12 protein-coding genes and 2 pseudogenes are annotated in these 14,851 nt (G+C 67.4%); 12 read left to right on the top strand and 2 right to left on the bottom strand.

Translation table 11 applies throughout. From position 1 onward, the window contains the following. Nucleotide 1: 1 nt before the first annotated feature. From EPN51_RS13335 to EPN51_RS13370, 8 genes and pseudogenes are all read left to right on the top strand, one after another. Nucleotides 2-1,210: a DUF1214 domain-containing protein gene (locus tag EPN51_RS13335; RefSeq protein WP_293043199.1), complete on the top strand. Its 1,209-nt coding sequence runs from the start codon at nucleotides 2-4 to the stop codon at nucleotides 1,208-1,210. A 54-nt stretch (nucleotides 1,211-1,264) separates the two neighbouring features. After that, nucleotides 1,265-2,179, top strand: coding sequence for an alpha/beta hydrolase (locus EPN51_RS13340; protein ID WP_293043201.1), 915 nt, complete (start codon nucleotides 1,265-1,267; stop codon nucleotides 2,177-2,179). A gap of 47 nt (nucleotides 2,180-2,226) precedes the next feature. Further along, nucleotides 2,227-2,360 (top strand): annotated as a pseudogene (locus EPN51_RS13345) (LLM class F420-dependent oxidoreductase); the annotation flags it as partial. A 120-nt stretch (nucleotides 2,361-2,480) separates the two neighbouring features. Next, nucleotides 2,481-3,221, top strand: a complete 741-nt coding sequence (locus EPN51_RS13350) for a GntR family transcriptional regulator (RefSeq protein ID WP_293043204.1) — start codon at nucleotides 2,481-2,483, stop codon at nucleotides 3,219-3,221. 50 nt (nucleotides 3,222-3,271) lie between these two features. Continuing rightward, nucleotides 3,272-5,089, top strand: a complete 1,818-nt coding sequence (locus tag EPN51_RS13355) for an ABC transporter substrate-binding protein/permease (protein WP_293043207.1) — start codon at nucleotides 3,272-3,274, stop codon at nucleotides 5,087-5,089. Further along, nucleotides 5,086-5,835, top strand: a complete 750-nt coding sequence (locus EPN51_RS13360; RefSeq protein WP_293043210.1) for an amino acid ABC transporter ATP-binding protein — start codon at nucleotides 5,086-5,088, stop codon at nucleotides 5,833-5,835. Before EPN51_RS13355 ends, EPN51_RS13360 begins: the two co-directional genes overlap by 4 nt. A 64-nt stretch (nucleotides 5,836-5,899) precedes the next feature. Further along, the gene (locus tag EPN51_RS13365) at nucleotides 5,900-6,403 is read left to right on the top strand and encodes a MarR family transcriptional regulator (RefSeq protein ID WP_293043213.1); all 504 of its coding nucleotides are present in this window, start codon (nucleotides 5,900-5,902) and stop codon (nucleotides 6,401-6,403) included. 58 nt (nucleotides 6,404-6,461) lie between these two features. Further along, nucleotides 6,462-7,133, top strand: a complete 672-nt coding sequence (locus tag EPN51_RS13370) for an SDR family oxidoreductase (protein ID WP_293043216.1) — start codon at nucleotides 6,462-6,464, stop codon at nucleotides 7,131-7,133. A gap of 6 nt (nucleotides 7,134-7,139) precedes the next feature. On the opposite strand, the gene leuS is transcribed toward EPN51_RS13370, so the two are convergent. Next, nucleotides 7,140-10,049: a leucine--tRNA ligase gene (gene leuS, locus EPN51_RS13375; RefSeq protein WP_293043219.1), complete on the bottom strand. Its 2,910-nt coding sequence runs from the start codon at nucleotides 10,047-10,049 to the stop codon at nucleotides 7,140-7,142. A gap of 184 nt (nucleotides 10,050-10,233) precedes the next feature. On the opposite strand from leuS, the gene EPN51_RS13380 reads away from it, so the two are divergent. Continuing rightward, nucleotides 10,234-11,412, top strand: a complete 1,179-nt coding sequence (locus EPN51_RS13380) for an LpqN/LpqT family lipoprotein (RefSeq protein ID WP_293043222.1) — start codon at nucleotides 10,234-10,236, stop codon at nucleotides 11,410-11,412. 60 nt (nucleotides 11,413-11,472) lie between these two features. After that, nucleotides 11,473-11,814 (top strand): hypothetical protein, encoded by a 342-nt coding sequence (locus tag EPN51_RS13385; protein ID WP_293043227.1) that lies wholly within the window; start codon nucleotides 11,473-11,475, stop codon nucleotides 11,812-11,814. 17 nt (nucleotides 11,815-11,831) lie between these two features. Here EPN51_RS13385 and EPN51_RS13390 read toward each other — a convergent pair whose 3' ends face one another. Then, complete coding sequence (locus EPN51_RS13390) at nucleotides 11,832-12,437, bottom strand: YqgE/AlgH family protein (RefSeq protein WP_293043230.1); 606 nt, start codon at nucleotides 12,435-12,437, stop codon at nucleotides 11,832-11,834. A gap of 99 nt (nucleotides 12,438-12,536) precedes the next feature. Between EPN51_RS13390 and EPN51_RS13395 the strand changes: the two are divergent. Together EPN51_RS13395 and EPN51_RS13400 are read left to right on the top strand one after the other, a co-directional pair. Next, a pseudogene (locus EPN51_RS13395) lies at nucleotides 12,537-13,869 on the top strand (MFS transporter). A gap of 50 nt (nucleotides 13,870-13,919) precedes the next feature. Further along, nucleotides 13,920-14,693 carry a TIGR03084 family metal-binding protein gene (locus EPN51_RS13400; protein ID WP_293043233.1) on the top strand — a complete coding sequence of 258 codons (774 nt, stop codon included), beginning with the start codon at nucleotides 13,920-13,922 and terminating at the stop codon, nucleotides 14,691-14,693. Nucleotides 14,694-14,851: the final 158 nt, after the last annotated feature.

The raw sequence follows: 14,851 nt of genomic DNA on the forward strand, positions 1-14,851 counted from the left end.
AATGGCTTACGGTGATGGTCCCCACGACGCGGCCCTGCAAGCGGCGTGGAGCGAATTCTGCGTCCGACTGCGGCGCGCGGGCGAGCGGGTCTTCAAGGACCACAACCCCTCGTCGGGTATGCATCGGGTCGATGCATACCGGTTTCTCACCCAAAACCTCGGCCAGGCCTTCGATCTGGCCCTGGAGACCAGCGACACCGGCTACCCGGCGCTGCACACCTTCTGCGGCCCCACCCGCAAGCTCGGCGGCGACTGCGCCGACTTCACCTATCAGCAGGCGTGGATCGACGGGCACACGACCTACCGGCTCACCGGCACCCGCGGCACAGCACGCTTTTTCAACGTCACCGTCCAGGGGCGACGCACGCCCGGCCCGGGCGTGCTGCACGAACCCTTCGGTGACACACCGGAGGCCAACCTGCTCGGCCATCAATTGCGCATCGGCGAGGACGGTGAATTCGAGCTCTACATCGGCGGGTCCGAGCGTGGACCCAACTGGCTGCCCACCACGTCCGAGTCACGAAAGCTGTTCATCCGCCAGGGATTCGACCGCTGGGACGAGCTTCCCGCGCAGCTGCGCATCGAGCGCGTCGACATGGCCGCCCCCAAACCCTTGCCCGCGCCCGCCGACATGCTTGGGGCGATGCGCTGGGCCGGCGACTTCGTCACCGGACTGATGTCGGAGTGGCCCGAGTTCCCCTTCACCTACGGCGGGGTCGACGCCGACCAGCCGAACAGCTTCCCGCGCGTCGACGCGACCGACGCCGACGGCATGCGTGGCCGGGCCGCCGCCAACATGTACTGGGAGCTGGCGGCGGATGAAGCGCTGATCGTCGAATTCGATACCCACGACGGGTTGTGGATGTTCACCAACATGGGGGTTTTCTTCAACAGCATGGACTACCTCTACCGCCCGGTGAGCTACACGCCGAGCCGCACCCGGGTCGACCGCGACGGACGCATCCGGCTCGTTATGGCTCACCGTGATCCCGGCGTGCACAACTGGCTGGACACCCAGGGCTTCGAACGTGGCAACCTGACCTACCGGCACATGCTCGGGGGCGAACCCGCGGCGCTGGACACCCGGGTGGTCAAGCACGACGAGCTCCCCGGCGCCCTTCCCGAAGACACCGCCAGGGTGAGCGCCGAGGAACGCGCCGCCGCAATGTGGGAACGCTTCCGCGGCATTCGCCGGCGCTATGTCCTCTAGCGCGATAGTGGCGACCCGCTGCGCCACTAGACGCCAGGGCTAGGGTCAAAGACCGTGACCGAAGTATCTGAGGACGGGCTGGCGGAGTTATCTGAATTCGCGCTGTTGCAAGAAAACGCCGAGCAGGCCGGAGTGTCCGGCCCACTGCCCGACGTCGAGCGCGTCGAGTCGGGCACGGGCGAGGACAAGATCAGCGCGCTGCGCTGGGGCGGCGCTGCCCCGCGGATCCTGTTCATCCACGGCGGCGGACAGAACGCGCACACCTGGGACACGATCATCGTCGGCGTCGGTGAGCCCGCACTGGCGGTCGACCTTCCCGGCCACGGCCACTCCGCCTGGCGCGAGGACGGCGACTATTCGCCGCGGCTCAACGTCGACACCTTGCTGCCCATCCTGCGCGAACACGCAACGACGGCCGACCTCGTCGTCGGCATGTCGCTGGGCGGACTGACCGCGATCCGGCTCGGCGCGGTGGCACCCGAGCTGGTCAAGGAACTCGTGCTGATCGACGTCACCCCCTCAGCGCTGCAACGCCATTCCGAGATGACCAAGGAGCAGCAGGGCACGGTGGCGCTGATGCACGGGGAACGCGAATTCCCCAGCTTCCAGGCCATGCTGGACTTGACGATCGCCGCGGCGCCGCATCGCGAGGTGAAGGCGCTGCGCCGCGGGGTGTTCCACAACTCGCGCAAGCTGGACAACGGCAGCTGGACGTGGCGCTACGATGCCATCCGCACCTTCCCCGACTTCGCCGGCCTGTGGGAGGACGTCGATGCGTTATCCGCACCGGTGACCCTGGTGCGTGGTGGCTCGTCGGGCTTCGTCAGCAACGAGGATGCGGTCGAGCTAGGCCGTCGCGCAAAGCATTTCCGCGCCGCATATGTCGTCGAGAATTCGGGGCATTCGGTGCAGAGTGACCAACCCGTCGCCCTGATCGACCTGCTGCGCGGGGTGCTCATCGCGCGCTGAGCCGTCATGACCGGCATCCCTACGGCTCGACGCGTGGTGCGCGAACGGATCGAGGCGACCTGCCGGCCGACGCCGAAACACTCGTCGGCCTCGGCTCACACTGCTGACGGTGGCGTGCGACGGCCCGGGTTACGGCCTGAGCGACGCCGAAGCGTTGAGCGAGTGGCGCAATACCCGTTAATCGGGCCGCCGCCACGTTTTGCTCCAGGTTCATCGGCCAAACACCTCAACGCCCGCGTCAATTCATGAGAAACTCAGCGCCAGATGGCCGAACCGGGTGCGAAAGAGACTCAACAAAAAGATGCCGAAGAAATACGGGGTCAAAGAAAAGGACCTGGTTGTTTCGCACATCCTCCACCTGTTGTTGACCGGCAAGCTGCGCAGCGGGGATCGCGTCGACCGCAATGAAATCGCGGTGGGCTTGGGAGTCAGCCGGGTCCCCATTCAAGAGGCACTGGTCCAACTCGAACACGACGGCATTGTGTCCACCCGTTACCACCGCGGCGCCTTTGTCGAGCGGTTCGATGAAGCCACCGTCCTCGAGCACCACGAGCTCGACGGGCTGCTCAACGGGATTGCGTCCGCACGCGCGGCGACCAATCCCACCCCGCGGATCCTGGGTCAGCTCGACACCCTCATGCGCTCGCTGCGCACGGCCAAGGATGCGCGTGCCTTCACCGACCTCGCCGCCGAATACCGGCGCACCGTCAACGACGAGTACGCCGGGCCCCGGCTGCACGCCACGATTCACGCCTCGCAAAACCTCATCCCCCGCCTGTTTTGGGCGACCTATCAGGGGGGCCGCGAAGAAATGCTGCCGTTCTACGAAGACGAAACCTCCGCAATACACCGCCGCGACCCCGACGGCGCGCGGACGGCGTGCGTCGACCGCTCCTATCTGATGGCGCAGACCATGCTTGCCGAGCTGTTTCGGCGCCGGGTCTTCACACCGTCCGACGACGCCGGTCGCGTAGTCCCCGGTCCCCTTCAGGTACTCACCGGCACCGATACGGTCTGCGGCGAAGCATCGTTGGCGCTGTAGAACCGGCTCTGACCGGCTCGTGCCGCCGACCAGTCGATACGGTGGCCTTGATGAGTTTGCCCGTGGGCCGGCGCGCCATGCGCCTCGCAAAGCTACTCGCACTGGCCGTGACACTGCTGGTGGTGTGGGGGTCGGCGTCGATCACGCTGGCGAGTCCCGTTGCCGCCGACCGAAACCAATGCGTGCCCGCCGGCCCGAAAAGCGCGACCGTTTTGCCCGAGAACCTGGCCCATAGCGGTTCCATGGGCCAGCCCGACGAGCACACCACGCCGGGCGTCGAGCCGCTGAGTTCGGTGAACATCGACACCCTGGGGTTGGGCACGCCGGGGGTGTTGACCGTCGGCACACTCTCGGGCGCGCCGCCCCACATCTGCATCACCCCCACCGGCCAGTACAGCGGCTTCGACAACCAGCTGCTACGGGCGATCGCCCGCAAGCTCGGACTCCAAGTCCGGTTCGTCGGCACGGATTTCGCCGGGCTGCTCGCCCAGGTGGCCTCGCGCCGCTTCGACGTCGGCTCATCGTCGATCAAAGCAACCGACGAGCGTCGCCGAACCGTCGCCTTCACCAATGGCTACGACTTCGGTTATTACTCGCTGGTGGTACCCCCCGGCTCCGCGATCAAAGACTTCAGCGATCTGGCCACGGCGCGGCGTATCGGCGTGGTGCAAGGGACCGTCGAAGAGTCCTATGTCGTCGACAATTTGCATTTGCAGCCGGTGAAATATCCCGACTTCGCCACCGTGTACGCCAGTCTCAAGAGCCGCCAGATCGACGCGTGGGTGGCGCCGGCCGGGGAGGCTGCCAGCACGATCCAGCGCGGCGATCCGGCAGTCGTCGTGGCGCATACCTTCAGCGACGAGGGATTCGTGGCCTACGCGGTCGCCAAGGACAACAAGCCGTTGGTCGATGCGCTAAATTCCGGGCTGGACGCCGTCATCGCCGACGGCACCTGGTCAAACCTGTACTCGCAGTGGGTGCCACGGGCCCTGCCGCCGGGCTGGAAACCCGGATCCCTGGCCGTTCCGCCGCCGACCCTGCCGGATTTCGCCGCCATCGCGGCGAATCAGCACCACAAGGAGGTGGGCCCCGCCGCGCCGAAATCGACGCTCGCGCAGTTGCGTGACTCGTTCTTCGACTGGGACATGTACCGGCAGGCCATTCCAGCTCTATTCAGCACCGGATTGCCCAACACGTTGATCCTCACCAGCAGCGCCAGCGTGATCGGGTTGGCGCTGGGCATGCTGCTGGCCGTCGCCGGGATCTCGCAGTCGCGCTGGCTGCGCTGGCCGGCGCGGGTGTACACCGATGTTTTCCGGGGACTCCCGGAAGTGGTGATCATCCTGATCATCGGGCTCGGTGTCGGGCCCGTGGTGGGCGGGCTGACGAACAACAACCCCTACCCGATCGGCGTTGCCGCTTTGGGGATGATGGCCGCCGCCTACATCGGCGAAATTCTGCGATCGGGCATTCAAAGCGTGGATCCCGGCCAGCTGGAAGCGTCCCGTGCGCTGGGATTCAGCTATTCGGCGGCGATGCGTTTGGTGGTCGTCCCGCAGGGCGTCCGACGGGTGCTGCCCGCGCTGGTCAATCAATTCATCGCCCTGTTGAAAGCCTCTGCGCTGGTGTACTTCCTGGGCTTGGTCGCCGACCAGCGGGAGCTGTTTCAGGTGGGCCGGGACCTCAACGCGCAGACCGGCAATTTGTCGCCGCTCGTCGCCGCCGGCGCCTTCTACCTGATACTGACCGTGCCGTTAACGCATTTGGTGAACTACATCGACGAGCGGCTGCGCCGGGGTCGCGCCGCACTCGATCCCGAAGAGCGGCCCGACCTGCTCACTTCGACGTTCGGCCAGGAGATCACGTGACTCCCGGACCCGCCAGCCGACCGTCAGTCTCATTGGCGTGCAACGGTATTCAAAAAACCCTGGGTGGTACAGCGGTGCTGCGAGGCGTCGATATCGAGGCCCCGGCCGGCAGCACCGTGGCGGTCATCGGGCCCTCCGGCTCGGGCAAGTCGACGCTGTTGCGCACGCTGAACCGCTTGTATGAGCCGGACCGCGGCGACATCCTGCTCGACGGCAAATCGGTGTTGAACGACGATCCAGATGAGCTCCGCCAGCGTATCGGCATGGTGTTCCAGCACTTCAATCTCTTCCCGCACCGCACCGTGCTGGACAACGTCGCGTTGGCGCCGCGAAAGTTGCGGCGACTGCCCGCCGAAGGGGCCCGCGAGCTGGCGCTGACGCAGCTGGACCGAGTTGGCCTGAAACACAAGGCCGGTGCCCGCCCCGGCACGCTGTCGGGCGGCCAACAGCAGCGGGTGGCGATCGCCCGCGCGCTGGCGATGTCGCCACAGGTGATGTTTTTCGACGAGGCGACCTCGGCGCTGGATCCCGAAATGGTCAAGGGAATCTTGGAACTCATCGCCGACCTCGGTGCCGATGGCATGACAATGGTTGTTGTGACCCACGAAATGGGTTTCGCGCGGTCGGCAGCGGACGCGGTTGTGTTTATGGATCACGGCAGGGTCGTGGAATCGGGTCCTCCCGAGCAGATATTCGAAGCCGCCGAGACCGAACGGCTGCAGCGGTTCTTGTCCCAAGTGCTTTGATCTGCCCCGCCAATGGGCAATAGCTACCTTGTACGCACCTGATAACGGGTTAGACTCCCGATCTATGGCAGACAGCGAATCGAACGCGGCCGAGGTTGCCGAGCTCGCCGAAGGTCTGCACAGAGCGCTGTCCAAATTGTTTGCCATGCTCCGGCGCGGGGATCCCAGTGGCGCCGCGGCCGGAGAATTGACCCTGGCACAGCTTTCGATCCTGGTCACCTTGCTCGATCAGGGCCCGATTCGGATGACCGATCTGGCGGCGCACGAGCGCGTGCGGACGCCAACCACGACCGTGGCGATCCGCCGGCTGGAGAAGGTGGGGCTGGTCAAGCGTTCCCGCGATCCATCCGACCTGCGGGCGGTCCTGGTCGACATCACCCCGCGCGGCCGAGCCGTTCACGGCGAGTCGCTGGCCAATCGGCGCGCGGCCCTGGCCGCGATGCTCAGCCAGCTCCCCACGCCCGATCTCGACACCCTGATGAAAGCGCTGGCACCGCTGGAGCGGTTGGCCTCCGGCGACCCGACATCCGGTCCGGCAGGCGTGCCGCCCGCGCGCAAGGAAGCCTGAAAGCCACCGCTGTTCAACGTTTTTCGCCTGTGTTCCCGGGCTCGGTAGACTTCGACGCATGCCCAATGCACTCATCACCGGCGCCGGACGCGGGATCGGTACCGCAATCGCCGCGGCTCTGGCCCCCACGCACACCCTGTTGTTGGCCGGTCGCCCATCGGACCGGCTCGACGCGGTCGCAGGGCGCTTCGCTGCCACCACGTTTCCGCTGGACCTGACCGACGGGGGAGATATCGAGGCCGCCTGCGAAATCGTGGACGAACTCGACGTGCTGGTGCACAACGCGGGGCTATCGATTCCCGGGAACGTCGCCGACTCCGACGTCGACCAATGGCGCGCCACCTTCGCCGTGAACGTCTTTGGACCGGTGGAACTTACGCTGGCGCTGCTGCCCGCGCTGCGCCGTGCCCGCGGCCAGGTCGTCTTCATCAACTCCGGTGCGGGGCGCAACGTATCGCCCGGTATGGCCTCCTACTCGGCCAGCAAGTTCGCCATCCGCGCCTTCGCGGACTCCCTGCGAAACGACGAACCGGACTTGCGCGTCACCACGATCTATCCGGGCCGCACCGATACCGACATGCAACGTGAACTCATCGAATTCGAGGGCGGCACCTATGACCCCGCCAAGTTCCTGAAACCGGAAACCGTTGCGGCGGCTGTCGCCAATGTGGTGGCCACCCCGCCCGACGGGCATGTCCACGAGGTGGTGCTTCGGCCCGCCGGGCGATAGCCAGCGCTAAACGACCAGGTTGACCAACCGGCCGGGGACCACGATCACCTTGCGCGGGTGGGCGCCCGCCAGGAACGCCTGGACCTTCTGGTCGGCCAGGGCCGCGGCCCTCAGGGTGTCCTGGTCGGCATCGGCCGCGACCACCACCCGTCCACGCACCTTGCCGTTCACCTGCACCGGATATTCGACGGTGTCGTCGACGAGGTACGCGGGGTCGGCCACCGGAAACGGGCCATGCGCCAGTGAGGTGGTGTGGCCGAGTCGCAGCCACAACTCCTCGGCCAGGTGCGGGGCAAGCGGCGCCAGCATCAGCACCAGCGGCTCCACCGCCGCGCGGGGCACCGCGTCACGGTGCTCCTTGGTGAGGTGGTTGGTGTATTCGATCAGCTTGGCCGCAGCGGTGTTATTGCGTAGTGCGGCATAGTCTTCCGCGACTCCGGCGATGGTGCGATGCAGTGCTCGCAGCGTGGTTGTGTGCAGATCCTGTGCGGGCCCGTCGACCACCCGCGGCTCGCCGGTCTGTTCATCGACCACCAGCCGCCACACGCGCTGCAGGAAACGATGGGCCCCCACCACGTCTTTGGTCGCCCAGGGCCGGGACGCTTCCAGCGGACCCATCGACATCTCGTAGACCCGCAGCGTGTCGGCGCCGTAGTCGTCGCAGATCTCGTCGGGTGAGATCGAATTCTTCAGGCTCTTACCGATTTTACCGAATTCCTGGAAGACCTCGACTTCTCCCCCGGGCCCCGGGTAGACGAAACGGCCGTCCCGTTCGATCACCTCTTCCGCCGGTACGTACGATCCGCGTGCGTCGGTGTAGGCGAAGGCCTGGATGTACCCCTGGTTGACCAGACGACGGTAAGGCTCCCGCGAACTGACGTGGCCCAGGTCGTAGAGGACCTTGTGCCAAAACCGCGCATACAGCAGGTGCAACACCGCGTGTTCGGCGCCGCCGACGTACAGGTCGACGCCACCGGGATCCTGCGGGCCATGCTCGGCCGGTCGCGGCCCCATCCAGTAGGCCTCATTCTCCTTGTCACACAACCGCTCCGAGTTATGTGGATCGGTGTAACGCAGTTCGTACCAGGAGCTGCCGGCCCACTGCGGCATCACGTTGGTGTCGCGACTGTAGGGCTTCAGGCCGTCGCCGAGATCCAACTCGACGTGCACCCACTCCGTCGCCTTCGCCAAGGGCGGCGAGGGTTCGCTGTCGGCGTCGTCGGGATCGAACAGCACGGGCGAGTAATCCGGCACGTCGGGCAGTTCCACCGGTAGCGCGGCTTCGTCGAGTGCATGCGCACGCCCGTCGCTGTCGTAGACGATCGGGAACGGTTCACCCCAGTAACGCTGGCGGGCGAAAAGCCAGTCCCGCAACTTGAATTCGATGCGGGCCCGGCCCCGGCCTTCGGCCTCCAACCGGGCGGTGATCGCTTCCTTGGCCGCCGCCACGTCCAATCCGTCAAGGTAGCCGGAGTTGACCAGCACCCCGTCGCCGGCGTAGGCGGATTCCGAAATATCGCCGCCGGCAATGACTTCCACGATGGGCAGACCGAACTCGTGGGCAAAGTCCCAGTCGCGCTGGTCGTGGCCCGGGACGGCCATGATCGCCCCGGTGCCGTATCCGGCCAGGACATAGTCGGCGATGAAGATCGGCACCGGTTTCCCGTTGGTGGGATTGGTGGCGCAGCCGCCCAGGAAGACGCCGGTCTTCGCCTTGCTTTCCTGGCGCTCGAGGTCCGATTTCGAGGCGATGGCATGCCGGTAGGCATCGACCGCTTCGCCCGGTGTCGCGGCGTTGTACGTCCAACGCGGGTCGGTCCCGTCCGGCCAGGCGGCGGCCACCAGCTCGTCGACCAGGTCGTGCTCGGGGGCCAGCACCAGATAGGTGGCGCCGAACAGCGTGTCGGGCCGGGTGGTGAAGACCTCGATGTCGACGGTCTCGCCATCCGCTTTGGTCGCCGAAAACAGGGCTTTGGCACCGGTGGACCGGCCGATCCAGTTGCGCTGCATGGTTTTGACCGGCTCCGGCCAGTCCAGCACATCGAGGTCGTCGAGCAGCCGATCGGAATAGGCGGTGATCCGCATCATCCACTGCCGCAACCGTTTCCGGAACACCGGGAAATTGCCTCGGTCGCTGCGACCGTCGGCGGTGACCTCTTCGTTGGCCAGCACGGTGCCCAGTCCGGGGCACCAATTCACCATCGAGTCCGCCCGGTAGACCAGTCGGCGGCTGTCGATCACGTCGGCCCGCTCCCCCACCGACAGCCCGGCCCAGTCCCGCCCGTCCTCGAGGCGGCGCGCACCGGAGTCGAATTCGGCGACCAACTCTGCGATGGGGCGGGCCTGGTTGGCGGCGGTGTCGAACCAGGCGTTGTAGATCTGCAGGAATATCCACTGCGTCCACTTGTAGAACTCGACGTCGGTGGTTGAGAAGCTGCGCCGGCTGTCGTGGCCCAGCCCTAGTCGGCCCAGCTGGCGTCGGAAGTTCACGACGTTGGCCTCGGTCCGGGTGCGCGGGTGGGTACCGGTCTGCACCGCGTATTGCTCGGCGGGTAGCCCAAAGGCATCAAAACCTAGCGCATGCAACACATTACGGCCCGTCATACGAAAGTAGCGGGCGTATACGTCCGTCGCGATGTAGCCCAGCGGGTGACCGACGTGCAGGCCCTCCCCCGACGGGTAGGGAAACATGTCCTGCACGAACAACTTGTCGTCCGGGACCGGGGCCCCGTCTATCGCGGCCAATGATCCGACCGGGTTGGGCACGTTGAACGTCCCCAGCTTCGCCCAGTTGTCCTGCCACGTACCCTCGATCCGGCCCGCCAGCGCCGCGGTGTAACGATGTGGCGGCGCGTCGGAGTCCGGCTGGACGGCGCCAGAGCCGCTGCCTGGCGAAGTGGTCGGGGATTCGGTCACCTGAACAGGGTATAAGGGCCGACACGGCCGGTTCGCCGGCCACAGGTTGGTCTCGGTTGCGTTGCGCGCCGATCAGGGGTTCATCCCAGGTGTATTTCGAGCCTGTTCACCGCCCTTGACCTCTGGTTACAGTCACCCACTATCGACGGCTTCTGGTACTGAGCCATTGGAAGGACCGACGCAGATGATTGACATCGTCCCCGTCCACCGGGCACTCCTCGGCGGCATGGTCGCCGGCCTGATGGGCCTGGCGGCTGTTACGGGCGGCGCGGCATCGGCAGACCCGATGCCCCCAGCGCCGGCGCCGGTCCCCGCCGTCCCCGCACCGGTGCCGCAGAACCTGCAGAACCTCGGGCCCGAGCTGGTTCCTCCGAGCAGATACCTCGCCGCCCCGCAGGCCGCTACTCCCCTGGCGCCGCCGGCCAACGCCGGGGCCCCGGGAGCGGCGGCACCGGCCGCGGCCGCACCGGCTCTCGCTCCCGTCCCCGCGACGTCCGGCACGATCCGTGACTTCCTGCAGTCGAAGGCGGTCAAGCTCGAGGCGCAGAAGCCGCAGAACTTCAAGGCGCTGGACATCACCCTGCCGCTGCCCGCTCGCTGGACCCAGGTGCCCGACCCCAACGTGCCCGACGCGTTCGCGGTCATCGCCGATCGGCGCGGGAGCAGCATCTATTCATCGAATGCCCAGGTGGTGGTGTACAAGCTGGTCGGTGATTTCGACGCGAAAGAGGCGATCACACACGGCTATGTCGACAGTCAGAAACTTCCGGCGTGGCAACCCACGAACGCCTCGATGGACGATTTCGGGGGCTTCCCGTCGTCCATCGTTGAGGGCACCTATCGCGATGGGGACATGACGCTGAACACCTCCCGCCGCTACGTCGTCGCCACGTCGGGACCGGACAGATACCTCGTGTCGCTGGCGGTGACCACCGATCGCGCGGTGAGCGTCGCCGACGCACCGGCCACCGACGCCATCATCAACGGCTTCCGGGTCACTGCCCCCGGTGCGGCCACTCCGGCGCCGGCCCAGGCGCCCGCTGCCTCTCCGGTCGGCCGACCTGCCCAGCCACCCGCCGCCGCCGCCCCGGTCGCTCCGGTCGCCCCGGCACCCGCCACGGCCCCGGTCGCCCCGGCACCCAACACGGCCCCGGTCGCCCCGGCACCCGCCGCGGCCCCGGTCGCTCCGGTCGCCCCGGCACCCGCCACGGCCCCGTTGGTCCCGCTCGCCCAGACAACGCCCGCGGCCCCGGCCCACCTCCCCGCACAGACACCCCTGCCCAACCAGCAGCACACCCCCAGCCTGCTGGCCATGGTGCCGGGCCTGCCCCCGCTGCCGAACTTTTCGTTCCTCCAGCACTGAGCCCTGGCGACGCCCGCACCCGCAGAGCCGGATGAGTTAGCCGGCTCGTATTGTGAGCCCATGCTGATTGCGGGCGTGCTGTGTATGTGTGCGGCGGTGGCCTCGGCGGGGTTCGGCACCTGGTCGCTTGCGCACAACCGGAACTTCGGCGCGACGGCGCTGGCGCTGCGCGCCATGGCACCCACCCAGTTGGCGGCCGCGGTGATGCTGGGCGCTGGCGGCGCGGTGGCCCTGGCCGCGGTCCCGGACACCGCCCTGGCTGTGCTCATCGTGTGTGTCGCCGGGGCGCTGGGGACGCTGGCCGCGGGCTCGTGGCAGAGCGCACGTTTCGCGTTGCGCCAGGAGGCGGCGGCACCCGCCTGCGCGGGCAGCTGCGCCGGGTGCACGCAGTCGTGCCACTGACCTGAAGCCGGGGAGCGCTAGTTCCGGCTGATGTCGATCGGGTGGGTCGCGAGCAGCGAAAGCGGCAGTGGCTGCCGGCGGAGGACTTGGCCCCACAAATCGGACCTCGGCCCGACGAGAACGTCGGATGGCAACGCGGACAAGACAATCCAGTCATCGCGTTCGATCTCGCCTTCGAGCTGACCGATGGTCCATCCGGAGTAGCCCGCGAAGATCCGCACCCCTTCCACCAGTGGTGCGATCGCGTCGGGGTCGGCGTCCAGATCGACCATCACCACCCGGCCGTCCACGTGCCGCAGGCCCGGCACGTCTTGCGGATCCGCGCCGACGCGCAACGTTGCCAGACACAGCGCGGCGTCACGCTTCACCGGCCCGCCGATGAACATCGTCTTCGGCTTCGCCGACAGATTGGTCCACTGGGGCAGCACGTTGTACACCGCGGTTTCGCTGGCGCGGTTGAGCACGACACCCAATGTGCCCCCATCGTTGTGCTCGACGATGTAGATCACGCTGCGCCGAAACGTCGGTTCGAGAAGGTCGGTGTTGGCGAGCAGCAAAGTACCCGCGCGCACCCGTTGCGCGGCGGGTGCGACGTAGTCCTCTGGGTCCTCCGGCGGCGGCACCCCACCATCATCGCATCCACCCGATCGTGGCCCAGGGCAATCGAGGGGGCGGGCCACGGCGATTTGTACTGTTGTTGGGACAGCTCTGAGCGCACGAGCTTGCCAGCCCCAATAGTGGAAGTCGGTCTCGGTGATCCCAACCCGGATGCAGTCCAGCGCACCCATCGAAATCTGGCGGTCGGTGCGCGGTTTGCCGGACTTCTGGCGGCTGCTGCAGGTGCGCATGGCAAGTCAGTTCGGTGACGGCCTGTTTCAGGCGGCGCTGGCCGGAGCGCTGCTGTTCAACCCGGATCGAGCGGCCGACCCCCTTTCCATCGCGCGCGCCTTCACGGTCCTGTTTTTGCCCTACTCGCTGCTGGGGCCGTTCGCTGGCGCACTGATGGATCGGTGGGACCGGCGCCTGGTCCTCGTGGGCGCCAACGCGGGCCGGTTGGTCCTCATCGCCGCAATCGGCACGATTCTGGCGGCCCGAGCCGGCGACCTGCCGCTGTTGCTGGGTGCTTTGATCGCCAACGGCTTGGCCCGGTTCGTCGGGTCCGGGCTCTCGGCGTCCCTGCCGCACGTGGTGCCGCGCCAGCAGGTGGTGACGATGAACTCGGTGGCCATCGCGTCCGGGGCTGTCGCGGCATTCCTCGGTGCAAACTTCATGCTGGTGCCGCGGTTCATCTTCGGCGCCAACGACAAGGGCGCCTCGGCGATCGTCTTCATCACCGTGATTCCCGTGTCGATCGCGTTGTTGCTGTCGTGGCGGTTCGGCGCGCGGGTGCTGGGTCCCGACCACACCCGGCGCGCGATCCACGGACCCGTCAGCTACGCGGTGGTCACCGGCTGGCTGCATGGCGCGCGCACGGTGGCGCAGCGCCCGACGGTCGCGGCCACCCTGTCCGGTCTGGCCGCGCACCGGATGGTGGTCGGCATCAATTCGCTGCTGGTGTTGTTGCTGGTCCATCAGATACCCGATCTCGACGGCGGGGGATTCGGCACCGCGTTGCTGTTCTTCGGTGCCGCGGGTTTGGGAGCTTTTTTGGCCAACGTGCTGACGCCGCCCGCGGTCCGCCGCTGGGGGCGCTATGCCACGGCAAACGGTGCGTTGGCGACATCGGCGATCATCGAGGTCGCCGGCGCCCAGCTGCTGCTCCCGGTCATGGTGGCGTGCGGCTTTTTACTCGGCGTGACCGGGCAGGTGGTCAAGCTGTGCGCCGACACGGCGATCCAGATCGATGTCGACGACGCTCTTCGCGGGCATGTGTTCGCTGTGCAGGATGCGCTGTTTTGGGTCGCGTTCATCGTCGCGATCACGGTGGCCGCGGTGTTGATTCCCGACGACGGGCATGCGCCCGCGTTCGCTCTGTTCGGATCGGCGCTCTACCTGGCCGGCCTGGCCGCGCACAGCTTCATCGGGCGCCGCGGCGAGCATGCGAACGATCGCTAAGGTAACGACGTGATCCATCCGATGGCCGCAGCCGATAGGGGAGGGCAGCGATGACCGGTCCCGCGCCCATAGTCGAGGACCTGCGCGCCGAAAGCGACGCGCTCGACGCCTTGGTCGCCCCGCTCGAGCCCGAACGATGGGCCGACCCCACGCCCGCGGCCGGCTGGACCATCGCGCACCAGATCGCGCACCTGCTGTGGACCGACAGAGTCGCCCTGATCGCGGTGACCGACGAGCCCGGATTCGCCGGCGTCCTGGCGGGCGCAGCCACCGACCCGACGGGCTTCGTCGACAAAGGCGCCGATGAACTCGCGGCCCTGGCGCCGGCGGAGCTGCTCGCCGACTGGCGCGGCACCCGTGGGCGGCTGCACGAGGAGCTGCTCGGGGTCCCCGCCGGTCATAAACTCCCGTGGTTCGGCCCACCGATGAGCGCGGCGTCGATGGCGACCGCGCGGTTGATGGAGACCTGGGCGCACGGTCTCGACGTCGCGGACGCGCTGGCCGTCACACGGCCCGCGACCGATCGCCTGCGGTCGATCGCCCATCTCGGGGTGCGCACCCGCGATTACGCGTTCGTGGTCAACAATCTGACGCCGCCGGCTGAGCCGTTCCTGGTCGAGCTGCGCGGACCCGACGGTGACGCCTGGTCCTGGGGACCGCCGGAGGCTGAGCAGCGGGTCAGCGGGTCGGCGGAGGATTTCTGCTTCCTCGTCACCCAGCGGCGCCCGCTGAGCGCTCTCGACATCACTGCTCGGGGCGGCGACGCGCAACGTTGGTTGGAGATCGCCCAGGCTTTCGCGGGACCTCCCGGCCCCGGGCGATGAGCGCATAAGACGCGCGAAGAGAGCCGGGGCCCATCTAGCAAGCCCCGGGCGATGAGCGCGTAAGCGCGCGAAGAGAGCCGGGGCCCGTCAACCAAGCCCCGGGCGATGAGCGCGTAAGCGCGCGAAGAGAGCCGGGGCCCGTCAACCAAGCCCCGGGC

It is taken from the genome of Mycobacterium sp. (assembly GCF_004298145.1).
Lineage (GTDB): Bacteria > Actinomycetota > Actinomycetes > Mycobacteriales > Mycobacteriaceae > Mycobacterium.

What these genes read in the sequence shown, in the direction of transcription:
- EPN51_RS13335 (WP_293043199.1), top strand. Translation starts at nt 2, where the DNA reads ATGGCTTACGGTGATGGTCCCCACGACGCGGCCCTGCAAGCGGCGTGG.
- EPN51_RS13350 (WP_293043204.1), top strand. Translation starts at nt 2,481, where the DNA reads ATGCCGAAGAAATACGGGGTCAAAGAAAAGGACCTGGTTGTTTCGCAC.
- EPN51_RS13355 (WP_293043207.1), top strand. Translation starts at nt 3,272, where the DNA reads ATGAGTTTGCCCGTGGGCCGGCGCGCCATGCGCCTCGCAAAGCTACTC.
- EPN51_RS13365 (WP_293043213.1), top strand. Translation starts at nt 5,900, where the DNA reads ATGGCAGACAGCGAATCGAACGCGGCCGAGGTTGCCGAGCTCGCCGAA.
- EPN51_RS13370 (WP_293043216.1), top strand. Translation starts at nt 6,462, where the DNA reads ATGCCCAATGCACTCATCACCGGCGCCGGACGCGGGATCGGTACCGCA.
- EPN51_RS13380 (WP_293043222.1), top strand. Translation starts at nt 10,234, where the DNA reads ATGATTGACATCGTCCCCGTCCACCGGGCACTCCTCGGCGGCATGGTC.
- EPN51_RS13385 (WP_293043227.1), top strand. Translation starts at nt 11,473, where the DNA reads ATGCTGATTGCGGGCGTGCTGTGTATGTGTGCGGCGGTGGCCTCGGCG.
- EPN51_RS13400 (WP_293043233.1), top strand. Translation starts at nt 13,920, where the DNA reads ATGACCGGTCCCGCGCCCATAGTCGAGGACCTGCGCGCCGAAAGCGAC.